Genomic DNA, 25,202 nt, shown 5'->3' with positions numbered 1-25,202 from the left:
GGCGGTCAAAGATCGAGCTTTTCAATCTCGGCCACAAAATCGGTGAGTTCCTTGATCGAGGAATCGATGTCGGCCCTCTGGCTTTTCAATTTTGCAATATGCGTGCGGCACTTCTCAATCGTGACGCGCCGCTGTTCAACGCGGCCATCGTCTAGATCATAAAGATCGATCATCTCGCGAATTTCGGTCAGACTGAACCCGACGTTCTTTGCCCGCATAATCCAGGCAAGCCGCGCGCGGTCTCGCTTTGAATAGACCCGGGTCAGCCCGACGCGAGCCGGAGAGATAAGCCCCTCGTCCTCATAAAAGCGTAGCGCGCGTGCAGTGCACTCAAATTCGCTGGTCAGATCAGAGATCGAGAACTGTTCACGCTCATGCTTATCGGGGCGATCGAGATGCGCACCGTTACGGCGCTGGCCTGCTTCGTCCGAAACGTCGGCTTTACGGGAAGATGATTGTGCGTGTGCTGTAGCCATGCACCATTATCTACCTTACCTTTACGTGAGCGTCAAGTATTGACCTTAACGAGAAGCATCGATCAATTCGCCGTCCTCAATCCGGCGGTAGAAACAGCTACGCGCGCCGGTATGACAAGTCGGCCCGACTGGCTGAACCTTCAGCACAATCGCATCTTGATCGCAGTCCACCAGCATCTCTTGGACTTCCAGGACATTGCCAGAGGTCTCCCCTTCATCCAAAGGTTCTGGCGCGAGCGTGACCAAAAATGCGCGCGACCCGTTTCCATCGTTTTGTTCAAAGCCTCGGCGTTCATAAAGGCGACCATCAAGACTTCACCGCTGGCCGAATCGGTAACAACTGCGCTTAACAAACCGCGATCATCAAACTTGGGTAGGAGCGCACTACCCCGCTCGCGATCCTGCTTTTCCGCCGCGTCATCGCGGTCAAAATTGTTATTCAATGGTTAATCCTTCGGTGAATGGGGCTGTTAATGCGATGGCTTGTTGCACGATAACCACAGAGCCTACGCAAAATCCACCAGCCAGCGGTTTCGACCTTTGCGAATTAAGACTCCAATGAGACAAAGCTTCTCAGCAGGCCTTAGCGGGTCTGTCCACCGGATACCGGCGTCATAAGAATGCCAGGTTCAGGGGGTAACTGTTTCTCTGCTGGCCGCGGGGTGTTGGCAAGAGACAGTTCGAACGATGAGGGATTGGATCCTGGTAGCCAAGTTAGGGGGTGGCTGCCTGAGCTCTTTAAGAGCGGGTCCGCATTTTTTCGTCACGTGGCGCCCGGGGTCGTAATGGCCTCGGGCGTTGTGTTTTCCGGCTTCTTTTTTGTTAAGCTCCAGTCGCGGCCATGCGGTGGAGCGACGCATCGAATTCGCTGTCTACAACGCGGGCAAAACACGCAATCGACACCGAACGAGCGCCCGCTTTCAGCAACACGCTGACGCAGGCATCGCTGGTCGCTCCGCTGGTGAGGACATCGTCGACAAGAATCACATCGCGTCCCTTGATCGCCGCCCTGCGCGATTCCCGAATCGCAATCGCACCAGACAGGGTCCTGCGCCGCTCCTTCGCGCCCAGGCCGCCTAGGCTTGGTGTTCGCTTGCGCCGGACCAATCCATCGACCAGCAATTCGCCCTTGCCCTGCTTGGCTAGTTGGCTGGCCAATAGCCCCGATTGGTTGAAGCCGCGTTGCCACAGCCGCCAGCGATGCAGCGGAACCGGAATCAACAATGGCGGCGCATCGCCACCTTCCTCCGGATCAGGAAGTCGAGCAGCCAGCAATCGGCCAAGTAGACTCACGAGCGAAATCTTGCCGCCATGCTTGAAGGTCAAAATCAGCTTGCGCGAAGCGTCATTGTAGACCGTGGCCGCAACAATCCCGGAATGCTTAGGCGGGTCGGCCATGCACGGTGCGCACAGCGCCTCTTCATCCATTTGGTCAGAGCCAAACGGCCTGCCGCAGGTTTTGCAGGAGGGCTCTCCCGGAATAACCAGATCGCCCCAGCACGCGCCGCAAACCCCGCCTTGATCAGCGATTGCATCGCCGCATAGCGGACAACGCGGTGGATAGACCAAGTCTACCACGGGCTTCAACCCTTCGGCGATATGCGCACCCAAACCCATGCGCAAAGTGTCGCATGGCTTGCACTGTGGTGGCAAGCACGGCAGGGCAGCGCCGGTTATGCAGACACGCCAAGTTCCAACGATCTTTTCAAAAGCACGGCGCGAGGCAAGAGCAGCGCGCGCATTCCGCTTGGCACAGGCTGATGGGGCCGCGCGTTGGCTGGCGGAGGAGCTGGAGCGGGACTGCATCGAACGCATTGGTTTTATGCGGCTTGAGCCGTCGCACGCGCTGGTGATCGGGGAGGTCACGGGCGAACTTTCGGCCGACTTACGCCGATTGGGCGCCGATCTCACCGCCCTGCCATTACATGATGAAGAGCAACCGAGCGGCCACTCGGACCTTGATCTCATCATCAGCCTAAATCGGCTCGACACGGTCAATGATCTGCCCGGCGCGCTGCTGCACTATCGCAATGCCTTGGCCGACGGCGGTATCTTGTTTGCGCAGGTGGTCGGTGCGGGCAGCCTGCCTGCGCTGCGTCAAATCATGATGACCGCAGACGGGGAGCGCCCGGCCGCGCGCGTCCATCCTCAGATTGGCAGCCGCGCTGCAACCGGCCTGCTCGAACGAGCTGGCTTCAAACGTCAGGTCGTTGATAGCCACACGGTGGATGTCAGTTATCGCAGTCTGGATCGTTTGATCGCTGATCTGCGCGAGCAGGCTCTAGCCAACGTACTGGCCGATGCGCCGCCGCCATTGACGCGCAGCGCCCTCGCCCGCGCCCAAGACGCGTTCGAAGCCATGAAAGACAGCGAAGGCCGCGTCACTGAAACCTTCGAACTGCTAACCCTTACTGGTTGGCGTTAGTCCCGCAGCGCCGATTGCGCCGCCGCCAACCGGGCGATTGGCACGCGGTATGGCGATGCGGAAACGTAATCGAGCCCGACTTCTTCGCAGAATGCGATGCTCGCCGGATCACCGCCATGCTCGCCGCAAATGCCGAGCTTAATGTCAGCGCGCGTTGCCCTGCCCCGCTCCGCTGCCAGCTCGACCAGCTGACCAACGCCGTCAACATCGAGGCTGACGAACGGATCGCGAGCGAAGATGCCCTTATCAACATAAGGCGCGAGAAAACGTGCAGAATCGTCGCGCGACACGCCCAAGGTTGTTTGGGTCAGGTCGTTCGTACCGAAGCTGAAGAATGCGCCCTCATGCGCGATTTCGCCCGCCATCAAGGCAGCGCGCGGCAGCTCGATCATCGTGCCGACGAGATACTCCACGCGCGCACCCTTTTCGGCGAACACTTCTTCGGCGGTCCGATCAATCAGCTCGCGCAAAATCGCCAGCTCTTTGCGGGTCGCCACCAAAGGCACCATGATCTCGGGCAGAGGCGCTTCGCCGCTTGAGGCCTGAACGTCGCACACCGCTTCAAAGATCGCGCGCGCCTGCATCTCATAGATCTCAGGATAGGTGATCCCCAGACGACAACCACGGTGGCCCAGCATCGGGTTGAACTCATGCAATTCACCCGCCCGGCGTTTGAGGTGATCGACACCCAGTCCGGTCGCATCGGCAAGGTCTGCAAATTCAGCATCTCCATGCGGCAGGAATTCATGCAGCGGTGGATCGAGCAGTCTAATCGTGCACGGCAGGCCCGTCATCACCTCGAAAATCGCGGTAAAGTCAGCGCGTTGTTCTGGCAGCAGCTTCTCCAGCGCGGCGCGCCGTCCAGCCTCGTCCTCGGCCAGGATCATCTGCCGAACCGCACTAATTCGGCCCGCGTCGAAGAACATATGCTCCGTACGGCACAGGCCAATGCCCTCTGCGCCAAATTGCCGCGCCATTTTGCAGTCCGCCGGCGTTTCCGCATTGGTGCGCACGCGCATCCGGCGGTGGCTGTCCGCCCATTCCATCAGAGTGCCAAAGTCACCGACCAGCTCTGGCTCAATCGTCGGCACAATACCCAGCATAACCTGACCATTGGCGCCGTCGAGGGTGATTTCGTCGCCCTCTTTCAGCTCCTCATTACCGATCCGCAAACTGCGCGAGGCAAGGTCAATCGAAACGCCGTTTGCACCCGAGACGCAAGGGCGCCCCATGCCGCGCGCGACAACCGCCGCGTGGCTCGTCATCCCGCCGCGAGCGGTCAGAATACCCTGCGCCGCGTGCATGCCGTGAATGTCCTCTGGGCTGGTCTCAACCCGTACCAGAATGACTTTTTCACCGCGACCAGACCATTGCTCCGCCGTGTCGGCATCGAGCACAATCTTGCCCGCCGCCGCACCCGGAGAGGCCGGCAAGCCAGTGGTCATCACATTGCGCGGCGCATCGGGATCCAGCGTCGGGTGCAGCAGCTGGTCGAGCGCCATCGGGTCAACCCGCAGGATCGCGGTTTTCTGATCGATCAAGCCTTCCCCGACCATCTCGACCGCCATTTTTAGCGCCGCCTTGGCGGTCCGCTTGCCGCTGCGCGTTTGCAGCATCCACAGCTTGCCGCGCTCCACGGTAAACTCGATGTCCTGCATGTCACGGTAATGGCCTTCGAGCAGGTCAAACACGCGCGCCAGCTCGCCGTAAGCGTCTGGCATGGCTTCTTCCATCGACAGCGGTTTTGCGCCCGCTGCATCGCGAGCGGCCTTGGTGAGATATTGCGGCGTGCGAATACCCGCGACCACGTCTTCACCCTGAGCATTGATCAGATATTCGCCGTAATAGGCGCGCTCGCCCGTTGCCGGATCGCGAGTAAAGGCCACGCCGGTCGCGCTGGTCTCACCCATATTGCCGAACACCATCGCCTGCACATTGACGGCAGTGCCCCAATCGCTGGGAATATCATTGAGACGGCGATAAACCTTCGCCCGGTCCGCATCCCAGCTGTCGAAAACAGCGGCGATAGCGCCCCACAGCTGCTCTGCGACATCTTGCGGGAATGGCTTCCCATGCTCTCTTTCGACGATCCCCTTGTATTCGCTCACCAAAGCGCGCCAATCATCCGCGCTCAGTTCAGTGTCGGCGTAAAAGCCATTGTCTTCTTTGCAGATCTCCAGCGCTTCTTCGAACAGGCCGTGATCCACGCCCAGCACCACGTCGGAATACATTTGCACAAACCGGCGATAGCTGTCCCAGGCAAACCGCTCGTCGCCAGAAGTCTTCGCCAGCCCCTCAACAGTATCGTCATTGAGGCCGAGGTTGAGCACCGTGTCCATCATGCCCGGCATGCTCACCCGCGCACCGGATCGGACCGAGACGAGCAAAGGATCGCTCGCATCGCCAAAGGTCTTGCCCACTGCGCTTTCAATATGCGCCAGCGCTTTTGCTACGTTCGCGCGCAGATCATCGGAAAAACCTGTCCCGAGCGATGTCGAAGGGTCCGCGCCGTCTTGCAGATAACGAACGCATTCCTCGGTCGTGATCGTGAAACCTGGCGGAACCGGCAGGCCAATCGCCGCCATCTCCGCCAGATTGGCGCCCTTGCCGCCAGTGACGGTCTTGTCTTTTTGACGGGCATCATCGTGAGCGGCGTTTCCGCCAAATGGATAAACCGTGTTCACGTTACTTGTACCTTCTTGGCAGCGAAATTGGACAATTACAGGCTTGTCCTGGGGAGAGACATTATCCTTCGATCCGGCTGAAATCGGCGACCTTGTGCACCGCATCGCGGAACCGAGCGAGCAGATCGAGCCGGGCGCTGCGAATATCCGCATCTTGAGCATTGACGATCACGTCTTCAAAAAATTGGTCGATTGGCGAACGCAGACTAGCAAGCAGTTCCATCGCGGCTTCAAAATCCTCATTCACAATGGCACCACGCGCGGCACTCTCAAGAAACTCAAGCCTTTCAATCAGAACCTTCTCAGCGGGTTCAGGCGATGGGTTCGTGGCTCCGCTCCCCATTCCTCTTTCTTCAGGATATTGGCCGCACGTTTGTAGCCTGCCAGCAGGTTTGTGCCGTTGTCTGTTTCGACGAAGGCTTGGAGCGCTTTGACGCGGGCAAGCAGTCGGACGAGGTCGTCTTCTCCGCCGAGAGCAAAAACGGCGTCGATCAGATCGTGCCGGACGCCTGCTTCGCGTTGTTGGACTTTGAAGCGGTCAATGATGAACTCCACAACCCCATGAGCAACCTCATTTAGGTTCTCGTTATCGACTTCAGTCGCTTGCTCTTTAGACAGTCTTTCTTCGAACCCTTCGCCGTAAATTCTCTCAAAGATGGCGTAAGAATCCGTGTATGGTGACAAGATTTGAAGGTCTCTGACTGTCTCGAAGAGAGAGAGGCGTAGGTGATTTTCGAGGATCAACCTCGAGACGCCAATAGCAGCCCTTCTTAGAGCAAACGGATCTTTGGAACCTGTTGGCCGTTCATCAATGCCAAAAAAGCCAGCCAGGTTGTCTAACTTATCAGCTAAACTGATCGCCACGGTTGTGGGAGCTAGGGGAACTGCGTCGCTTTGCCCAACCGGCTTGTAATGGTCACGGATTGCATCAGCCTGTTCGTCTGACAATCCTTCAGCTTTAGCATAATAGCCTCCCATTAAACCCTGCAGTTCGGGAAACTCTCCGACCATCTCGGTGACCAAATCAGCTTTGCATATCAGAGCTGCAAATTCCGCTCGATCAGCATCAGCGCCTTTCACAACGCCTTCCTCACAAAATTCTCGTGTACTATTAGCGAGCCGCATCCGTTTCTCGTCGACCGTCCCAAGCTTCTCGTGGAACGTAATCCGCTCCAGCCCCTTGGCATGCTCGGCCAGCGTTTTCTTCTGATCCAATTCCCAAAAGAAGCGCGCATCGGCCAGCCGCGCGGCCAGAACTTTGCGATTACCGTCGACCACCACGGCGGGGTCTTCCGCCTCAATATTGGCGGTGCAAATAAAGGCGTTGGCGAGCTTGCCGCTGGCATCCTCGCACACGAAATATTTCTGGTTCACCCGCGCGGTCAGCTGGATCGTCTCTGGCGGCACGTCGAGGAAGTCATCCTCAAACCGCCCAAGCAGCGGCACTGGCCATTCGGTCAGGCCCGCGTTTTCGACTACCAGTCCTTCGTCTTCGACGAGTTTCAGACCAGCCGCTTCAGCAGCCGCTTTCGCGCCTTCGCGCACCATCGCTTCACGCTCAACATGATCGACGATCACATGGGCATCGCGCAGCTTGGCCGCGTAATCATCGGCGCCTTCAATCGTAATCGCCTCAGCAGAATGGAACCGGTGCCCCTTGGTCTCACGGCCACTGACAATCCCATCCACCTCGCACGGCACAACTTCACCATCGAGCAGCGCGATAATGCCAGACAGAGGGCGCACCCATTTGAGGCTCTCAGTCGAAATTGAGGCCGCGCCCCAACGCTGAGACTTGGGCCAGGAGAAATCGCGGATGATCGCGGGGATCGCCGCAGACAGCAGATCGGCGACCGCCTGTCCCGGCTTTTCGATCACGGCAAAATAGGTGCTGCGGCCTTTGACCTCGCGCACTTCCAATTGGTCGCGCGTCACGTCGTTCTTGCGGCAGAAACCATCGACCGCCTGATCCGGCGCGCCTTCCGGCGGGCCCTTGGCCTCTTCGCGCACCGCCTCCGTTGCGATCGGAAGGCCACGCGCGATCAGCGCGAGCCTGCGTGGGGTCGACCAGATGGTCAGCTCACCGACGGAAACCCCAGCGGCGCCCAGCTCGCGGCGGAACAGCTTTTCCAGCTCAGCGCGGGCGCTCTTCTGCATGCGCGCTGGGATTTCTTCACTGCGGAGCTCCAGGAGAAAATCGCTCATTTCGACCACTCCGGATATTTCTCCGCCCAGCCCGCGGCCTCTTTCTCCATATGCGCCTCGCATGATCCGCGCGCAAGGTCGCGGACACGGGCCATATAGCTCGCGCGTTCCTGCACGCTGATCACACCGCGTGCTTGCAACAGGTTGAAGATATGGCTTGCCTCAACCGCTTGCTCATAGGCAGCGATCGGCACTTGGGCTGCGAGGGCATTTTGACATTCCGCCTCTGCTTTGTTGAACAAGTCAAACAGTGCGTCTGTGTCGGCGACCTCAAAATTCCATTTCGACATCTGCTTCTCATTTTCGAGAAACACATCGCCGTAGGAAACGCCGTTCTGATTAAATGCCAGATCGTAGACACTGTCGACGCCCTGGATATACATGGCAAGGCGTTCGAGCCCGTAAGTGAGTTCACCCGCCACAGGCTTGCAGTCGAAGCCGCCCATTTGCTGGAAATAGGTAAATTGGGTGACTTCCATCCCGTCACACCACACTTCCCAGCCGAGGCCCCAAGCGCCGAGTGTAGGCGATTCCCAATCATCCTCAACAAAGCGGATGTCATGCCTCAACGGATCGATCCCGATCTGACGCAGGCTCTCAAGATACAGCTCTTGAATGTCGCTCGGCGAAGGCTTCAGGATGACCTGATATTGATAGTAATGCTGCAGGCGGTTGGGATTCTCGCCATAGCGGCCATCGGTTGGGCGGCGACACGGCTGAACAAACGCCGCGTTCCATGGCTCTGGCCCAAGAGCGCGCAAAGTTGTTGCGGTGTGAAACGTGCCCGCGCCCATCCGCATATCGTAAGGCTGCAGGATAACGCAGCCATTGGCGCTCCAAAAATCATGCAGCGTCAGAATCATGTCTTGAAACGAGCACGTGGGATCTCTTTGGGGATCGCACTTAGGAAGCTGGGTAGTCATGGCGGCAGGCTTTGGCGGATGCCCTAACCAGCGTCAATGCCGCAGCGCAGCACGGGAGCATAACAGCCCATCCAAAAGCGGGGTCTGCGCCCAATAAAGTCAACTATCCAAAACAAAATGTCAGGTTATCTTGACATAGTCAGCAAATCACGACATATAGTCAAGCACACCTGACATTTAGTCAGGCGCATATGATTAGGACATGCCATGTTATTATCGCGATCAAAAGGTGGTGCAGACGTGTTTTTCGTCTCTCATCTCACAGCTTCGGCCAGTGTTATTCTGCTTTGGATTGGAACTGCGATTGCCTTACCAGACTTCGCCGCCGGTTTGGCCGCAGGTATGATCCTCGCTTCAACTGTCCTTATGTTCGCAAATCGAGCGAAAGACGAATACACGCTCGCGACCTGGCACGCAGGAACATCGGCGGGTTTCGCGGTGATCGTTGCTTTTCTAGTCGCGGACGCTCTTGCCAGAGGGTTCAATCCGACTGGCGTGTTGGGCCTGCGGACAGCCGCACTCACCGCAGTGTCAGCATATCTGATCGCGGTTCTAGTCAAGCGCTGGAAGGAACGCGGATGAACAATAGGCTGAAAGTGCTGCGCGCGGAGCGAGATTGGAGCCAAGCTGAACTGGCGCTTCATCTCGACGTGTCGCGCCAGGCAGTCAACGCCATCGAGACCGGCAAGCACGATCCTTCACTCCCGCTCGCATTCCGGATCGCCCGCCTGTTTGAAATGCAAATCGAGGAGATTTTCGATGACCAAAAATGAACGAGAAACCTCGGTTCCCATGTCACCCAAAATTCGCAAGGCACGCAATCTTCTCTGGATTGCCTTGGCCGTGGGATTTGTGCTCGGCATATATTTTGGAGCGATGGGCGATGGCAGCATGGACATACTATTCTCCAACAACCCAGTCTCATCCGCGGTAACTGGTATCGGGATCGTTGTATGGCTGATTGTAGTGCCTTGGATAAGCTGGCTTTGGTGGCGGGCCGTCGATGAGCATGAAGCCGGTGCCTACCGCGAAGGCGCAATGGTTGCCGTGCACCTGTACCTTTTCATGGTGCCAGCATGGTGGCTGGCCGCTCGAGCTGGCTGGGTGCCAGAGCAGCAACCAATGATCGTTTTCCTGATCGTCTGCGTCGTTTGGACCGCCGTGTGGTTCTATCGCAAATATGCCTGAAGCAGGCATGACAGTCGCGCCGCACGATCAAATTCTTCATGGGAAAATTGCCCATTCCCTTCCAATCAACTTTCTCTATCTAGGAACGTAATATGAAAAACTTCTCCCGCACAGTCACAGCTGCCCTCGCCCCTATTACTCTGTTCGCCGGAACGACCGCTTGCGCTCAAACGCAAACTCTACCCGCTCCCGTTCCGGACACCAAAGTGCCCGCATCAGAACTGGAAATCGCTGAAGACACCGGCTCTGGACCGGCGCTATGGTCGGTCTCTGATGAGGACACCACGATCTATCTGTTCGGCACCGTCCATGCCCTGCCGAAAGAGCTGGAATGGTATGATGGCGTTATTTCAAAAGCACTGACATCGTCCGACACCATCGTCACCGAAATCGACATGGGTCCAGACACCGAGGCCGCGATCCAGCAATTGGTCGTTTCTAAAGCACTGCTACCCGCTGGCACCACATTGCGGTCGCTACTGAGCGAAGAGCAAACCACCGTTTACGAAGCCTCTCTGGCAAAACTTGGCGCACCTGCTGCTGCCTTCGATCAAGTTGAGCCATGGTTTGCGGGCATCACGCTCGCGACATTGCCGCTCATCCAGCAGGGCTATTCACCCGATGCAGGCGTTGAAAACGTGCTGCTCGAAAAGGCTGGCGACAAGAAGACCGAAGCGCTTGAAACGATTGAATTCCAGTTCGGTATTTTCGATGGGCTGCCGCAGGCTTCGCAAATCGAATTCTTGATGGAGGCTGCTGAGGGTGTCGACGAGGTCAAACCGTTCCTCGACAAAATGGTCGCTGAATGGGTTGCCGGGGACGCCGACGGATTGGCTGAGCTGATGAACGAAGGCCTGAGCGATCCAGAATTGGCTGAGCAATTGCTTTACGCTCGCAACCGCAACTGGGCCGATTGGATTGAGAACCGTATGGAAACCCCTGGCACTCTGTTCATCGCGGTGGGTGCAGGTCACCTTGCCGGTGAGAAAAGCGTTCAGGATTATCTCGAAGAACGCGGTATCGATTCCGCTCGTATCCAATAATGTACCGTTTGGTGAGCGTCCGCGTTGCTGCACCATTGGCAGCTTTGCTGGCGCTCGCCGGTTGCGGCTCTGGCCCAGTCGCTCCTGCTCCTAACGAAGCATCTCCACCACTGTTCGAAATCACCAATGCAGAGGGTGAAACCGAGGGCTGGATGCTCGGCACGATCCATGCCCTTCCCGATGGCACAAATTGGCGCACACCGGAGATCAGGGCGGCTATTGATGCGGCTGATTTGGTCGTTGTGGAGGTCGCCAATCTGGAAGACAACGAGACAATTGCCACGGTCTTTGCCCAGCTCGCCTACACACCGGGCCTACCGGACCTCGCGATGCGGGTCAGCGAAGACAAGCGCCCTGCCCTGTTCGACCTCATATCGAAGTCAAACTTCTCTGCGGCGCAATTCGGATCAACCGAGACATGGGCCGCCGCGCTGCAACTGGCTCAGGTCGGCGCTCAGGGTGACCCTGCGAACGGCGTTGACCGCGAGGTCGTACGCGATTTTGAGGGTCGCACGGTTCAAGAGTTCGAAGGCGCAATTGCGCAGTTACGCATCTTTGACAGCCTGCCGGAACAGGACCAACGCGACCTGCTTTCCGGCATTATTACAGAGGCAAAGCAGCTTCAGGCCGATCCGGCGCGCCTGCGCAATGCCTGGCTAACCGGCGACACAGCGACTTTGATCGACGCGACCGAAACCGGCATCATGGCCGACCCGGAACTGCGCGAAGCTTTGCTGGTCGGGCGCAATCGGGATTGGACGAAAAAGCTAGAGACGATGTTGGCAGGCGATGACCGGCCACTCGTCGCCGTTGGTGCCGCTCACCTGGTCGGGCCAGATGGCTTGCCCGCGATGTTGAAGGCAAGCGGCTACACAGTAACGCCGCTGCATTAGCTCTCACCGCCCTGGTCAGAGGCGTCACAGCCCATGCCAAAACGCTTGCCAAGCCAGCACGCACGCCCTAAGGCGCGCCCTCTTCACCCGTCATGGTCATCCCTGGAGGCGTGGCGCGCGAAGATTTTGAAACTTTATCCGCATTTGAAAGGTAGACGATTATGAGCGACGCTCTGACACTGCCGGCCGAGGCACGCGAACGGGCAGGCAAGGGAGCCTCCCGTGCACTACGCCGCGAAGGCCGCATCCCCGCCGTTATTTACGGCGGCAAAGAAGAACCAACCACGATCCACATCGAGGAAAAAGAACTGGTCCGTCAGATGATGACTGGCCAATTCATGAACTCGATCGTGAACATCGATGTTAATGGTAAGAGTGTCCGCACCCTGCCGAAGGACGTAGCCCTGCATCCGGTCAGTGACCGTCCGACGCATGTCGACTTCCTCCGCCTTTCCAAGGATGCAAAGATCGAAGTCGCCATTCCGGTTATCTTCACCAATGAAGAAGAATCGCCTGGCCTTAAGAAGGGCGGCGTTCTTAACGTGGTCCGTCACGAGCTCGACCTGGTTTGCGAATCTGACAAGATTCCAAGCGAGATTGAAATCGATGTGACCGGCAAAGAAGTCGGCGATTCGATCCACATCAGCGAAGTGCAACTGCCAGCTGGTAGCGAAAGCGCGATCACCGATCGTGACTACACCATCGCGACGCTCGTCGCTCCATCGGCTCTCAAGAAATCAGAGAGCGCCGAAGATGAAGAGGTCGAGGGCGAAGAAGGTGAAGCAACCGAAGGCGGCGAAGAAGCAGCTGAAGGTGGCGAGGACAGCGGCGAGTAAGTCGCACCAGTACTTTACAGACCCAATCACCAAGGCGGCGGGCTGGGAAACCAGTCCGCCGTTTTGATTCGCGGCAGAAGGATCGGCTTGGTCGCGGAGCTCGGTTGCGTAAGCGACCGCAAGGGCGCACGCCCGCCCGCAGCGACGCGACCTTAAGGTTGCATGAGCGAGGAAATCGCACATCGGATGATGTGCGGAAAACTAAAACTCCTCGCCGCTTGAGGGGCAGGCGAAGCCTGCTAAAGGAAAACGATGCAGCTTTGGGTTGGCCTTGGAAATCCCGGACCGAAATACACCATGCACCGACACAATGTCGGCTTCATGGCATGCGATGTGCTGGCCGAAATGCACAGCTTTGGACCGGTTCAAAAGAAGTTTCAGGGCTGGGTTCAAGAAGGGCGGATCGGTGCCCAGCGTATTCTGCTGCTCAAACCGGCAACCTTCATGAATGAAAGCGGCCGGAGTGTTGGCGAGGCGATGCGGTTCTACAAGCTGGACCTCGACGCTCTCACGGTCTTTCATGATGAACTCGACCTCGCGCCCTTTAAGGTTAAGGTGAAACAAGGCGGCGGTACCGCCGGGCACAATGGCCTGCGCTCTATCGACAGACATCTGGGTGCAGATTTCCGCCGCGTGCGCCTCGGCATTGGTCATCCAGGCCACAAAGATCGTGTCTCAGGCTATGTGCTTGGGAACTACGCCAAGGCTGAGCAAGACGACCTTGTCACGATGCTGGGTGCTGTCGGAGGCGAGGCAGAATGGCTCGCCAACGGCGATGAGCCGCGCTTCATGAGCGAGATTGCGATGCGCCAGCAATGAGCAATCCTTATGAAGAGATGCGAAAGATGTCAGTCGCTGACATTTGCAAATCTCTCGGCGTTCAAGCTTCCTTGTTTGTCACAATCGGCTTGCTGCTGTGGTGGATATCTGATCGCGCTCTCACCGGATTTGTGACAGTCGACTTTCGGCAAATCGCCTTAGGGATTGGCCTCGGCCTCGCAATGATCGCCGTGGCGGCAACCATCTTTCATGGCTTCCCTCAACTTGCTGAGAAGCTCACACGGCTTCAATCAAAGAACTTCGCGTTCCTCGAAAAGCGGCTTTCGGTGCCCGTAATCATCTTCTTTTCGATTTGCGCAGGCGTGGGTGAAGAGGCGTTGTTTCGCGGCGGCCTGCAGACATTGATGAGCGATTATGTGTCGCTGCCTCTGGCTATCATCTTTGCTAGCCTGATCTTTGCGCTCATCCACTTTGCCAAACCGCTGATCGCTGTCATTATTTTCGCGATTGGAGCCTTGTTCGGCCTTTTCTACATCTGGAGCGGCAGTTTGCTCGCCGTGATGATCGGCCACGCTCTTTACGACGTTTACGCCATCTGGTTCCTGCAGAAAGAAATGCACCGCTTGCAATTGTTTGAGTCGCCACAAGACACGGGATCGGCTGACCAAGAGCCCGCTGCAGGTTAGATCACGCAGCACCCGCAATAGAGAACAAAGTAAGCTCACTCGGGAACCCTGTCGCGCCCACGCGTTGGTTCAATGAAATTGGAGACCACATCATGACCCAAGTTACTCGTCGCTCCCTGCTCGCAGGCGCCGCCGCAACCACCGCACTCACCGCCACGGCCAGCCTCGCTCAAGAAGACGCCCTCACCGCAAAGCCCGACATGTCTGGCAAAAGCGTGCTGATCACAGGTTGCTCGACCGGATTTGGCCGGTTGATGGCGGAGGATTTCGCTCGCCAAGGTGCCAAAGTGTTCGCCACCATGCGCAACCTTCCGCGCTCTGAAGCAGACGAGTTGCGACAACTCGCTAAGGCCGAAGAACTCGACCTGCACGTGATAGAAATTGACGTGACGGACGATGCGCAGGTCACAGCTGGCGTCGCCCAAGCAGAACGCATCGCTGGCGGCGCGCTCGATGTGCTAATCAACAATGCCGGGATATCATTCGGCGGCCCAATCGAAATTCAGGACATGGAGGCAACCCAGCTGATTTTCGACACCAATGTCTTTGGCCCGCACCGTATGGCTCGCGCCGCCCTGCCCGCGATGCGCGCAAAGAAGTCTGGCCTGATCGTCAATATCTCGTCTCAGCTCGGCCGCGTGATTGCACCAAGCTTTGGACAATATTCACCGACCAAATTTGCGCTTGAAGCCATGAGCGAAGCGCTCGCTTACGAGCTGGTTCCGCACGGTATTGAGGTTAGCGTGATCCAACCGGGCGGCTATCCGACAATGATCTGGTCCAATTCCAACAAGAACAGCGTCACACTTCTCGAACGCGCCGATGAGAAGCATACCTCTGGCTACCCGGCTCTGATCGAACCGCTGGGCAAGCGAACCGGCGGCGGCACGACCGACCCGATGGATGTGCCAAACGCCATTGCAGAGATCATCACCATGCCCACTGGCACGCGCCCGCTTCGCAAAGAAGTGCATCCGGGTGCCAAACCGCAAATCGCGATCAACAATGTCGCGGCAGAGGTTCAGGTCGGCTGGCTTGGCGCATCACCCTTCGGCCCATGGATCAAGGCGGTTCACAACGTCTGATCGGCATGCTCGCTGGGCTGGCAATAGACGCGCCCGACCGCTAAGGGAGCGCAAATTCCTTGACCTAAGCGAGAATTACAATGGGTTTCCAATGCGGGATCGTGGGCCTGCCGAATGTCGGCAAGTCGACCCTCTTCAACGCTCTTACTGAGACGCAAGCTGCGCAGGCGGCCAACTATCCGTTCTGCACGATTGAGCCCAATGTAGGCCAAGTTGCTGTGCCGGATGATCGCTTGGATAAGATCGCGGCCATCGCGAAGAGCGCCAAAGTGATTCCGACCCAGCTCGCCTTTGTAGACATTGCGGGCCTCGTCAAAGGCGCGAGCCAAGGCGAAGGTCTGGGCAATCAATTCCTCGGCAATATCCGCGAAGTCGACGCCATTGTGCATGTGCTGCGCTGTTTTGAAGATGACGATATTCAGCACGTCTCCAACAAGGTCGATCCGATTGCGGATGCCGAAGTGGTCGAGACCGAGCTGATGCTGGCCGATCTTGAGAGCCTGGAAAAGAGAGTTGAGAACGCGAAACGTCGCGCGACCAGCGGTGACAAGGATGCTAAGGCGCTCGCCAGCGTTCTGGGCCAAGCGCTCGATCTGCTGAAAGATGGCAAGCCCGCGCGCCTGACTGAGCCGAAGGATGACGAGGAAGCTGCACTGTTTGAGCAAGCACAACTGCTCACTGCAAAGCCTGTTCTGTACGTCTGCAATGTCGCGGAAGACGAAGCGGCCAGCGGTAATGATCTGTCCGCAGCAGTCTTTGCCAAGGCCGAGGCTGAAGGCGCGCAAGCGGTGGTCGTCTCCGCCGCAATCGAAGCGGAACTCGTCGCCATGCCGATGGAAGACCGCAGCGAATATCTTACCGAACTGGGTCTGGAAGAAAGCGGCCTCGCCCGTGTGATCCGCGCTGGCTACACGCTGCTGGGCCTGCAAACCTTCTTCACCGCAGGGCCAAAGGAATCGCGTGCCTGGACTTTCCCGTCGGGTGCAAAAGCCCCGCAGGCCGCTGGCGAAATCCATACGGATTTTGAGAAGGGCTTCATCCGCGCTGAGACGATTGCCTACTCAGACTATATCGAGCTGAACGGTGAAGCGGGCGCAAAAGAAGCGGGTAAAATGCGCCAAGAAGGCAAGGATTATGACGTGCAGGACGGCGACATCATGCTGTTCAAGTTCAACGTCTAGAACACTGATCACGTAGCATTTCTAACTGGGTGAGGAACGGACGCTTGGCCTAGAAATCGTCAATAGTGGTTCAATCCCGACAAGGGAAATCAAGCAACGATCCTGACTTTCAAGCTAATGCTGATTTCACTGCCGCAACTGCGGCTTCAGTATGCGCGTCCAGAAAACCATGCCCCCATTCGGGGTGTGCGACTATTCTCCCGTTGGACAAATATGGAGCAATCCGAGGAGTGTATTTTTCCAGTTCATCACCCGGCATCAAAACGGTTATGCGATGGGCAAGGCTGGCGACTACTTCCGGATATTTCGTAGCATACGCGAACGCTGCCCGGTGTCCCCATTCGTAATTTTCACCGGCACGTAGATTTTCAGCGAATGACATTGCCATCGATTCAAGCTCTGTACCCGGGCCTCTGTGGTGAACCACACTTTCCCACATTTTCCGGAATCTTGTTCCCTCAAGATCCAATGGAATATGTGTAAAGGTCTCATGCATCTTCTTGAGTTCGTCATCCGAGAAAATCGGTGCCGAGATCATTACTATACTGCCGACTTGTTCCGGTCTTTGACGTGCGGCCTCTGCTGCGACTTCGGAGCCGGTATGATATCCGACGATATCGATCGTCCCTAGCTCCAGTGCATCAACGACATCCCACAGGCTTTGCGCATAATCTTCAACGGAAACGAGCGGATTGGGCGGCGGCGGGTCAGATTCGCCAAAACCGGGATAGTCGTGCGCTATGACGGTGCGGTCATTCGAGGCTTGCTCCATGAACTTTGCGAAAATTCGTCCCGACTTGGGGCTCATATGTAGACAGGCCAGCGGCTGTGCTTCTGGCACAGCCGGCTCGGCAACACGCAGGTGTATCTGCCCGTGCTGACCTTCAACGAATCTACGAATTGGTCTGGCCAAAAGCACCTCATGATCGATTGAAATCCTAGTTCGTGCCTCGCGTCTTGGAACCCTCAATGCCGACCGAACAGTTTCTCGACATCTTCCATATCGAGCTTTACCCAAGTCGGACGGCCATGATTGCATTGACCCGATCTGGGCGTTGCCTCCATCTCTCGCAACAGTGCGTTCATCTCCGCCACGGATAGCACTCGCCCAGCCCGCACCGATCCATGGCATGCCATGGTCGCCAGCACATATTCGAGCCGTTCGGACAGTAGCAGCGCGCCTGCATCCTTATCGACCCCGTGTTTCGCAATGTCATCGGCAAGGTCGCGCAGCAGCTTATCCGAGTTCGCGCCGCCCAGCGCATGTGGGATTGAGCGGACCAGCATGGCCGACGGACCAAACCGCTCAATCGCTAGGCCAAAGCGCGCGAACCCTTCCGCCGCAGCCTCCAGCCGGTCGCAATCCACTTCGTCCAGCTCGACAACGTCCGGCACCAGCAAAGCCTGCGCGCGGGCGGTCGCCTCCCCTGCCCCGGCAGCCCTTAGGCGTTCCAGAACCAGCCGCTCATGCGCGGCATGTTGATCAACCAGTACCAACCCATCTTTACTCTCTGCAACAATGTAGGTGTTGGCCACTTGTCCCCGCGCAATACCAAGCGGATATTCACGCTCTTCCTCGGCAATCGGAGCCGCCTCATGCGCGCGGCCGGTCGGTAGCGCTTCAGTTCCGCCCTCCAGCACTTGTGCCTGCCAATCGGGCAACCGCGGCTCTGAGACGCGATGCTGCGACCCGGGATTGGAAGATGTCCAATCCCGACCCTCAAAAATTGATCGAAGCGCAGGCCTAGGCTCTGGCGCGATCGGTTCCGCTTGCCAGCGCTCCATTGCTGCGCGGTCTGGCCCTTGCGCGCTGCGCCGGTCGCCTGTTGCCAAAGCTTGGCGTAGGCCGGAGACGATAAACCCGCGCACCGCCGCCGCATCGCGGAAGCGAACCTCGGTCTTTGCGGGGTGGACGTTCACATCCACTTCCTCTGGCGGCAAATCAAGGAACAGCGCGAGGACAGCGTGGCGATCACGCGCCAGCATGTCGGAATAGGCACCGCGAACCGCACCCACCAGCAGGCGATCCTTTACCGGGCGACCATTCACGAAGAGATATTGATGATCAGCGACACCGCGATTGTAGGTCGGCAATCCGGCAAGCCCGGTCAGGCGCATCGTGCCACCTGGCGTCTCGCGGGTGAGATCAATCGCAACCGCATTGTCCTTCAGCTCGCGTGCGACAATCTGAGCCACCCGGTCAGCCAGCGGCTCATCCGTCTGGGTTGCTAGCACACGGCGGTCTTTGCCATTGGCGCTTTGCTCAAGCGTAAAGGCAATGTCAGGCCGCGCCATGGCAAGGCGGCGCACCACATCGAGGCAGGCAATATACTCGCTGCGCGCGGTGCGCAGAAACTTGCGCCGCGCCGGAACCTTGGCAAACAATTGCTCGACGCGAACCCGCGTGCCAGGCGGCAAGGCAGCAGGCGCATCTTCGACCAGTTCACCATGATCGACCACCCGACGCCAGCCCTGTCCTGAGCTTGTCGAAGGGCGATCCGCATCATCCGGGCGGCTTTCCAAAGTCAGTTTTGCTACACTGGCAATTGAAGGCAGCGCCTCCCCACGAAAACCCAAAGTTGCGACTTGTTCAATCGCGTCATCCGGCAGCTTGGATGTGGCATGGCGTTCAAGCGCCAATTCCATACCCTCAGGGTCCATACCGCAGCCATCATCGGTGACCTCAAACCTGGTCAGTCCGCCATCAGTTAACTTGATAGCGATTCGCGACGAACCGGCATCAATTGCGTTCTCAACCAGCTCTTTCAGCGCAGCCGCAGGCCGTTCCACCACCTCACCAGCAGCGATACGGTTAACAAGGTCGCTGGGAAGGCGACGGATACGAGGCTTATTTTGGGGCATTTGTCGCATCTTAGCGGCCACACGCCGCAATTTCGAGAGCTCCGGGGAAAATGTGCCCCGCTGTCGACAAATATTTTGGCGTTTTTGCGGCGGATTCGCTAGGCGGATGGGGTGTTGTCATTATTGGGTGCAAATCGTCGCAGGGGGTCTGCGGAATTTGCCTTCAAATCCACGGAAAAACGATAAAAATGAGCTTTCTTTCCAACCTGTTCAAATTCGGCTCCCAAAACATGGCGATTGACTTGGGCACCGCGAACACACTGGTCTATGTTCAGGATCAGGGAATCGTCCTGAACGAACCATCTGTGGTTGCCATTGAGACGATCAACGGGATCAAGCGCGTCAAGGCCGTGGGTGATGATGCGAAGATGATGATGGGCAAGACGCCTGACAGCATTGAAGCGATCCGCCCTCTGCGCGACGGCGTGATTGCCGACATCGAGATCGCTGAGGAAATGATCAAGCACTTCATTCGCAAGGTGCACGGAAAACGTAACCTGTTCCGCTATCCCGAGATTGTCATCTGTGTGCCTTCTGGCTCTACATCGGTGGAGCGCCGCGCAATCCGCGATGCGGCATCCAACGCGGGCGCATCTGAGGTGCACCTGATACTGGAACCGATGGCCGCGGCGATCGGTGCAGACATGCCGGTGACAGAACCTGTTGGCTCCATGGTGGTCGATATTGGCGGCGGCACGACGGAGGTCGCAGTGCTATCTCTGCGCGGCCTGGCGTACACCACCTCGGTTCGCACTGGCGGTGATAAGATGGACGAAGCCATCGTCTCTTACGTTCGTCGGCACCACAACCTATTGATAGGTGATGCGACGGCAGAGCGGATCAAGAAGGATTACGGCATCGCCGTCACTCCGGAAGACGGCATTGGCGAGAGCATCATTATCAAGGGCCGCGATCTGGTGAACGGCGTGCCGAAAGAAATCACGATCAATCAGGCGCATGTCGCAGAGGCATTGTCCGAACCGATCGGCGCGATCGTCGAAGGTGTGCGGATTGCACTGGAAAACACCGCACCAGAACTCGCCGCAGACATCGTCGACCAAGGCATCGTGCTCACCGGTGGCGGCGCTCTAATCCGCCGCTTGGACGAGCATCTTCGGGAAGAAACAGGCCTGCCTGTCTCTATCGCTGAAGATCCGTTGACTTGCGTTGCCGTTGGCACAGGCCGGGCGATGGAAGATCCGATCTATCGCGGCGTGCTGATGACCGCCTAATAAGGCAGAAGGGGAGAAACAGGCATGGCGCCGAATTCATCCCGGCGCTCGGGCCATTCGCGCAGGGCACAATATTCGGTCTTTACCGGCTATCTCCTCGCGGGGATCGGCGCGCTGATTGGCGCAGGCCTGCTCATCATCTCCTATTGGCAACCCGGCGCATTTGCCGACCTGCGCGGAGCAGCAACTGATGTTGCCGCCCCCGCTGGCGAAGGCGCATCCGTCGTGCGCAGCGGCAGTGACAGTTTCTGGGACAAGATCACCGCATATTACCAAGCGGGTCAGCAAAACTCGGCCTTGCGCGAAGAGGTTGAGATCGCCCGCATCCGCTTGGCCGAGGCCGAAGCGGTCGAGCAAGAGAACATCCGCCTTAAGGGATTGCTCGGCCTGTCAGTCACAGAAACCGAACCCGTTGCCGTTGCCAGGTTGGTCGGATCAAGCTCAACCAGCAGTCGCCGCTTCGCCTATCTTGGCGCGGGCCGCAACGATGGTGTCGAGATCGGCATGTCCGTACGCAGCGCCAGAGGCGTCGTAGGGCGCGTGCTTGAGGTCTCACGCAGCAGTTCACGCATTCTGCTGCTAACCGATAGCGAGAGCGTATTGCCGGTCCGGCGTGCGACCGATGAAACGGTTGCCTTTGCGGAAGGGCGCGGAGACGGATTGCTTCGGATCCGCCTGATTAATCTGGGCATCAATCCGTTAGAGGTTGGCGATATCTTCCTCACCAGCGGCGCAGGCGGATATTACCGGCCCGGCGTTGCGGTGGCGATCCTGAGCGAGAAAACCAATGACGGCGGCATTGCCCGGTTGATTGCGGATCCATCCGCCACCGATTTCGTATCGGTTGAGCCGCTATGGCAGCCTGAAGCTGTGGAGAGCGCAGACACCCCGATAGAGTTGGAGCTCGAGGAGTAATGGAGCGTTACAGCCCGGCGGCAAGATCAGACAGATATGGTAGCCGGATAAACCGCACGCAGTCTCCGCTTCGCGCCAGCATTGTGCCCTACGCGTCGATCCTGATCGGCTCGCTGGTACCATTTGTCTTGCTCGCTGACGTGATGCCTCTGGCCCCACCACTCGGTTTCCTCGTGCTGATTGCCTGGCGGATCATGCGACCGGGATTGCTACCGTTATGGGTTGGCGTGCCACTGGGCGCGTTCGATGATCTGTTCAGCGGTCAGCCATTTGGTAGCGCGGTATTGCTGTGGTCGCTGACCATGATCGCGCTGGAAATGATTGAAACCCGCTTCCCGTGGCGAGGGTTTTGGCAGGACTGGTTCAGCGCGGGTTTAGCGATCGTTCTGTACATATTTGCGGCAATGGCAGTGTCCGGCGCTCCCCCTACGATCCACCAACTTATTGCTGCGGTGCCGCAAGTCTTGCTGTCTGTCCTGCTCTATCCGATAATATCTCGCATGATTGCTTGGCTCGATAGATACCGACTCTCGCGTTCGCGGAGGATTGGCTGATGGCGAAGCACCGCCGCAACCAACCGATTGTCAGCGCCTCCACCCTTAAGAACACGTTCGACCGGCGCAGCATGGTGGTGGGTTCAATCCAGGGCGGGATCGGCGTTCTGCTGGCTGCGCGTATGGGCTATCTCGCGATTGCTGAGAATGAGAAATACCGGCTCGAGTCGGAAAGCAACCGCGTAAACCTCACTCTGATACCGCCGCGCCGCGGATGGATCCTCGATAGAAATGGAGCCCCGCTAGCGTCCAATCGCGCAGACTTCCGGGTCGATTTGATCCCAGATCGCTTGGTTGATGCCGATACAACGATTGATGAGATTGGCGCGCTGCTCTCGCTGTCCCCAGCGCGCATTGCCGACGTTAAACAGAAAGTCGCAGCGGTCAGCGGGTTTCAACCAGTCGAAGTCGCCAGCGGCTTGGACTACGAGCAATTCGCCGCGCTCAGCGTCCGCCTGCCAGATATGCAGGGCGTGATGCCTCAGCGCGGCTTCTCTCGGTTCTATCCAACCGGGCCAAGCGTGGGCCATTTGATCGGCTATGTTGGCCCCGCCAATGCCGAGGAATATGACGAGGAGGAGCGCAATCCGCTGTTGATCACCCCCGGCTATAAGATCGGCAAGGACGGGTTGGAAAAACAGTTCGAGCAGGAATTGCGCGGAGAACCAGGCGCTCGCCGCGTCGAAGTGACCGCCTCTGGTCGGATTATCCGCGACCTCGACACACGCGAAGACGTTCAAGGCGCGCCGGTGCGCCTCACCATTGATGGCCCGCTACAGGATTATGCCGCGCGCCGGATTGGCTTGGAATCTGGCTCTGTCGTGGTGATGGATTGCGCAACTGGCGATCTGCTCTGCATGGCCAGCATGCCCAGCTTCGACCCGAACAGCTTCTCTGACGGCATTGGCAGCGTCGAATATGCAATGCTGCGCGAAGATGCGCGCATTCCGCTACGCAACAAGGTATTAAAAGGGCTTTACCCGCCCGGCTCCACGGTAAAGCCGATGCACTGCATGGCTTTTTTAAAGGCTGGCATTGCTCCGGATGAGGCGATCACCTGCGCAGGCGGACGGCGGATCGGAAATCGCTTCTTCAATTGCTGGAGCAATCATGGCCGGGTCGACATGGCCAAGGCCATCTATCAGAGCTGCGATAGCTATTTCTATCATTTCGCGCAGCTGATCGGCTTCGACAAAGTGGCCGAGATGGCGAAGCTCACTGGCATGGGCGAAGAATTCCCCCTGCCCGTCACCAGTCAATTTTACGGCACTGTCCCGAATGCGGATTGGAAGCGGAACAAGTTTGACCGCGATTGGGAGCCGTTTGATACAGTCAACGCCTCCATCGGTCAGGGCTATTATCTCGCCAGTCCGCTGCAACTCGCGGTCAGTTCAGCTCGGCTCGCAACCGGGCGCCATGTGATGCCGCGCCTCACAATGGATGCAACGCCCAAAGGTTTCGACCAGGTTGATTTCCCAGACGATCACGTCCGCTATGTGCGCCAGGCGATGAGCGATGTTGTGAACGGCCCCGGCACCGCTGGCCGCGGGCGTTTGCCGTTCGAAGATATCAAAATGGCAGGCAAAACGGGTACAGCCCAGGTCGTCTCGCTTAGCGTGTCCGATGGTCGGTCTGGCCCGTGGAAGTACCGTGACCACGGTCTGTTCACCTTCTTCGCGCCGTTCGACAACCCGCGCTATGCGGGAGCAGTAGTGATCGAGCATGGCGGCGGTTCAGGCGCAGCTTACCCCATAGCGCGCGATGTCATGACCTTCATGTTTGATCCGGCGAAGGGCTTGGAAAAGCTCAACGCGCTGGAAAAACAGTGGGGCGGTACCGCTCAACAGAGGCTCGATAACAAATACGCCCGCTATGCTGCAGAACGCGGTGAAGCCGTGGTCGCAGCACCGCGCCGCGATGAAGATATTTTTGATCAGGTCGAGGCAGAGGCCCGCGTCGCTGCGCAACAATCCGAAGAAATTGCCGAGGATTTCGTCGCCCCGCGTGAGGAAGCCACTCCGGTTGGCGCGCCTACTCCCCTGCCCAATCAAACCATTGATCCCGCTGCGCCCACTGCCTCGCCAACAACACCGGCGGGCACACCATGAGCCGCGCCGGGAGCATCGTGCCAGAGCCCATTGCTCGCCAACCATGGGCCATGCTGATCCCTCTCTTACTGCTCGTACTGTTCGGCGCAGCCGTGCTGTATTCCGCAGCCGGCGGTTCGATGCAGCCCTTTGCCAGTTCGCACCTAATCCGCTTCTCGGTCTTCCTCGTGATGGCGTCGATCATCGCCTCTTTGCCGCGTGAATTCGTGAAATTTATGACCTATCCCGCCTATATCGGCGTCCTACTGCTGCTGATTGCAGTTGAGGTGATTGGCCAGGTGGGTGGTGGCAGCCAGCGCTGGATCGATTTCGGCTTTATGGTGCTTCAGCCTTCTGAGCTGATGAAACCCGTGATCGTGATCGTCCTTGCCCGCTTCTATGCCTCGTTGCCCGTTGGCCTGATCACGGATTGGCGAGCGATCCTGATCCCCGGCGCCCTGATCGCCGTCCCGATGGCATTCGTGCTGCTGCAGCCAGACCTCGGCACCTCGCTTGCCATCGCCTTTGGCGGAGCGGTCGTCATGCTGCTCGCCGGCCTTCCTATGCGGTGGTTCGTTGGCGGGGGAATCCTCGCCGCCATCGCAGCCCCACTTGCCTTCTTTTTCGGCCTGCAAGACTATCAGCAACGCCGGGTTATGACCCTGTTCGATCCTGAAAGCGATCCACTGGGCGCAGGCTATCACATCGCCCAATCAAAGATCGCCATCGGCTCTGGCGGCATTGTTGGCAAAGGGTTCAACAATGGCTCGCAAAGCCATCTGCAATACCTTCCAGAGCCGCACACGGACTTTGTCTTCGCAACGATGGCGGAGGAATGGGGCCTCATCGGCGGTATCTTTGTGATCGGCATTTTCGCTATCATCCTGCGCTGGGGAACACGCGTTGCGCTGACTTCGCGGGACCGTTTCTCCAGTCTGGTGGCAGCCGGAATGGTTGCAACCATCTTCTTCTACATAGCTGTGAATTTGATGATGGTGATGGGCATGGCGCCCGTCGTTGGCATCCCCCTGCCCTTTATGAGCCATGGCGGATCGTCCATGATGACGAATATGATCTGTATCGGGGCGCTGATGATGGTCAATCGCTGGAACAGGAATGCGCCGCGCGGCGGACTGGAAAATTGAAA

24 protein-coding genes and 1 pseudogene are annotated in these 25,202 nt (G+C 58.0%); 16 read left to right on the top strand and 9 right to left on the bottom strand.

Annotation, left to right across the window (positions count from 1 at the left end):
* Positions 1–5 precede the first annotated feature (5 nt).
* From AC0V6O_RS07055 to AC0V6O_RS07045, 3 genes and pseudogenes are all read right to left on the bottom strand, one after another.
* Positions 6–476, bottom strand: a complete 471-nt coding sequence (locus AC0V6O_RS07055; protein ID WP_486142727.1) for a MerR family transcriptional regulator — start codon at positions 474–476, stop codon at positions 6–8.
* Between the two features lie 45 nt (positions 477–521).
* A pseudogene (hisI, locus tag AC0V6O_RS07050) lies at positions 522–919 on the bottom strand (phosphoribosyl-AMP cyclohydrolase).
* Positions 920–1,298: 379 nt separating this feature from the next.
* On the bottom strand, positions 1,299–2,093 hold the full coding sequence (locus tag AC0V6O_RS07045) for a double zinc ribbon domain-containing protein (RefSeq protein ID WP_486142725.1): 795 nt from the start codon (positions 2,091–2,093) through the stop codon (positions 1,299–1,301).
* Between the two features lie 58 nt (positions 2,094–2,151).
* Here AC0V6O_RS07045 and AC0V6O_RS07040 point away from each other — a divergent pair, with 58 nt between their 5' ends.
* A complete protein-coding gene (locus AC0V6O_RS07040) occupies positions 2,152–2,901 on the top strand; it encodes a class I SAM-dependent methyltransferase (protein ID WP_486142723.1) in 750 nt (249 codons plus the stop codon).
* On the opposite strand, the gene ppdK is transcribed toward AC0V6O_RS07040, so the two are convergent.
* The 4 genes from ppdK to AC0V6O_RS07020 form a co-directional block, all read right to left on the bottom strand.
* Positions 2,898–5,585 carry a pyruvate, phosphate dikinase gene (gene ppdK, locus AC0V6O_RS07035; RefSeq protein ID WP_486142721.1) on the bottom strand — a complete coding sequence of 896 codons (2,688 nt, stop codon included), beginning with the start codon at positions 5,583–5,585 and terminating at the stop codon, positions 2,898–2,900. The two genes, AC0V6O_RS07040 and ppdK, sit on opposite strands and share 4 nt — an antisense overlap.
* Before the next feature lie 61 nt (positions 5,586–5,646).
* Positions 5,647–5,928, bottom strand: coding sequence for a DALR anticodon-binding domain-containing protein (locus AC0V6O_RS07030; protein ID WP_486142719.1), 282 nt, complete (start codon positions 5,926–5,928; stop codon positions 5,647–5,649).
* Entirely contained in the window at positions 5,877–7,790 is a 1,914-nt protein-coding gene (glyS, locus tag AC0V6O_RS07025) for a glycine--tRNA ligase subunit beta (protein ID WP_486142717.1), read from the bottom strand. The genes AC0V6O_RS07030 and glyS overlap by 52 nt, the downstream gene beginning before the upstream one ends.
* Entirely contained in the window at positions 7,787–8,653 is an 867-nt protein-coding gene (locus AC0V6O_RS07020) for a glycine--tRNA ligase subunit alpha (protein WP_486142715.1), read from the bottom strand. The genes glyS and AC0V6O_RS07020 overlap by 4 nt, the downstream gene beginning before the upstream one ends.
* A 300-nt stretch (positions 8,654–8,953) precedes the next feature.
* Here AC0V6O_RS07020 and AC0V6O_RS07015 point away from each other — a divergent pair, with 300 nt between their 5' ends.
* The 10 genes from AC0V6O_RS07015 to ychF all read left to right on the top strand — a co-directional run bounded on the left by AC0V6O_RS07015 (position 8,954) and on the right by ychF (position 16,405).
* Complete coding sequence (locus AC0V6O_RS07015; protein WP_486142713.1) at positions 8,954–9,295, top strand: hypothetical protein; 342 nt, start codon at positions 8,954–8,956, stop codon at positions 9,293–9,295.
* Positions 9,292–9,486 (top strand): helix-turn-helix transcriptional regulator, encoded by a 195-nt coding sequence (locus AC0V6O_RS07010; RefSeq protein ID WP_472638604.1) that lies wholly within the window; start codon positions 9,292–9,294, stop codon positions 9,484–9,486. Before AC0V6O_RS07015 ends, AC0V6O_RS07010 begins: the two co-directional genes overlap by 4 nt.
* A complete protein-coding gene (locus AC0V6O_RS07005; RefSeq protein ID WP_486142711.1) occupies positions 9,473–9,901 on the top strand; it encodes a hypothetical protein in 429 nt (142 codons plus the stop codon). The genes AC0V6O_RS07010 and AC0V6O_RS07005 overlap by 14 nt, the downstream gene beginning before the upstream one ends.
* 92 nt (positions 9,902–9,993) lie before the next feature.
* Entirely contained in the window at positions 9,994–10,944 is a 951-nt protein-coding gene (locus AC0V6O_RS07000) for a TraB/GumN family protein (protein ID WP_486142709.1), read from the top strand.
* Positions 10,944–11,837 carry a TraB/GumN family protein gene (locus AC0V6O_RS06995; protein WP_486142707.1) on the top strand — a complete coding sequence of 298 codons (894 nt, stop codon included), beginning with the start codon at positions 10,944–10,946 and terminating at the stop codon, positions 11,835–11,837. Before AC0V6O_RS07000 ends, AC0V6O_RS06995 begins: the two co-directional genes overlap by 1 nt.
* A 161-nt stretch (positions 11,838–11,998) precedes the next feature.
* Positions 11,999–12,673 carry a 50S ribosomal protein L25/general stress protein Ctc gene (locus AC0V6O_RS06990; protein ID WP_486142705.1) on the top strand — a complete coding sequence of 225 codons (675 nt, stop codon included), beginning with the start codon at positions 11,999–12,001 and terminating at the stop codon, positions 12,671–12,673.
* Between the two features lie 252 nt (positions 12,674–12,925).
* Entirely contained in the window at positions 12,926–13,492 is a 567-nt protein-coding gene (pth, locus tag AC0V6O_RS06985) for an aminoacyl-tRNA hydrolase (RefSeq protein WP_486142703.1), read from the top strand.
* The gene (locus AC0V6O_RS06980) at positions 13,489–14,139 is read left to right on the top strand and encodes a CPBP family intramembrane glutamic endopeptidase (RefSeq protein ID WP_486142701.1); all 651 of its coding nucleotides are present in this window, start codon (positions 13,489–13,491) and stop codon (positions 14,137–14,139) included. The genes pth and AC0V6O_RS06980 overlap by 4 nt, the downstream gene beginning before the upstream one ends.
* A 92-nt stretch (positions 14,140–14,231) precedes the next feature.
* Positions 14,232–15,224, top strand: coding sequence for an SDR family oxidoreductase (locus AC0V6O_RS06975; protein WP_486142699.1), 993 nt, complete (start codon positions 14,232–14,234; stop codon positions 15,222–15,224).
* An 80-nt stretch (positions 15,225–15,304) separates the two neighbouring features.
* Positions 15,305–16,405 (top strand): redox-regulated ATPase YchF, encoded by a 1,101-nt coding sequence (ychF, locus tag AC0V6O_RS06970; protein ID WP_486142697.1) that lies wholly within the window; start codon positions 15,305–15,307, stop codon positions 16,403–16,405.
* Positions 16,406–16,514: 109 nt separating this feature from the next.
* On the opposite strand, the gene AC0V6O_RS06965 is transcribed toward ychF, so the two are convergent.
* Together AC0V6O_RS06965 and mutL are read right to left on the bottom strand one after the other, a co-directional pair.
* Positions 16,515–17,444, bottom strand: a complete 930-nt coding sequence (locus tag AC0V6O_RS06965; RefSeq protein WP_486142695.1) for an alpha/beta fold hydrolase — start codon at positions 17,442–17,444, stop codon at positions 16,515–16,517.
* Entirely contained in the window at positions 17,372–19,267 is a 1,896-nt protein-coding gene (mutL, locus tag AC0V6O_RS06960) for a DNA mismatch repair endonuclease MutL (protein WP_486142693.1), read from the bottom strand. The genes AC0V6O_RS06965 and mutL overlap by 73 nt, the downstream gene beginning before the upstream one ends.
* 188 nt (positions 19,268–19,455) lie before the next feature.
* Here mutL and AC0V6O_RS06955 point away from each other — a divergent pair, with 188 nt between their 5' ends.
* Genes AC0V6O_RS06955 through rodA form a run of 5 tightly spaced genes read left to right on the top strand, consistent with a single transcriptional unit; the run spans position 19,456 to position 25,200 of the window.
* Positions 19,456–20,499 carry a rod shape-determining protein gene (locus tag AC0V6O_RS06955; protein ID WP_472638594.1) on the top strand — a complete coding sequence of 348 codons (1,044 nt, stop codon included), beginning with the start codon at positions 19,456–19,458 and terminating at the stop codon, positions 20,497–20,499.
* A 24-nt stretch (positions 20,500–20,523) separates the two neighbouring features.
* Positions 20,524–21,414: a rod shape-determining protein MreC gene (locus AC0V6O_RS06950; RefSeq protein WP_486142690.1), complete on the top strand. Its 891-nt coding sequence runs from the start codon at positions 20,524–20,526 to the stop codon at positions 21,412–21,414.
* Positions 21,414–21,968, top strand: a complete 555-nt coding sequence (mreD, locus tag AC0V6O_RS06945) for a rod shape-determining protein MreD (protein WP_486142688.1) — start codon at positions 21,414–21,416, stop codon at positions 21,966–21,968. The genes AC0V6O_RS06950 and mreD overlap by 1 nt, the downstream gene beginning before the upstream one ends.
* Positions 21,968–24,076, top strand: a complete 2,109-nt coding sequence (mrdA, locus tag AC0V6O_RS06940) for a penicillin-binding protein 2 (protein WP_486142686.1) — start codon at positions 21,968–21,970, stop codon at positions 24,074–24,076. The genes mreD and mrdA overlap by 1 nt, the downstream gene beginning before the upstream one ends.
* Positions 24,073–25,200, top strand: a complete 1,128-nt coding sequence (gene rodA, locus AC0V6O_RS06935) for a rod shape-determining protein RodA (protein ID WP_486142684.1) — start codon at positions 24,073–24,075, stop codon at positions 25,198–25,200. Before mrdA ends, rodA begins: the two co-directional genes overlap by 4 nt.
* Positions 25,201–25,202: the final 2 nt, after the last annotated feature.

It is taken from the genome of Erythrobacter sp. JB2-19 (genome assembly GCF_057365005.1).
The sequence above is the reverse complement of the archived record's forward strand: the minus strand, read 5'-3'. Positions and strand labels throughout refer to the sequence as shown.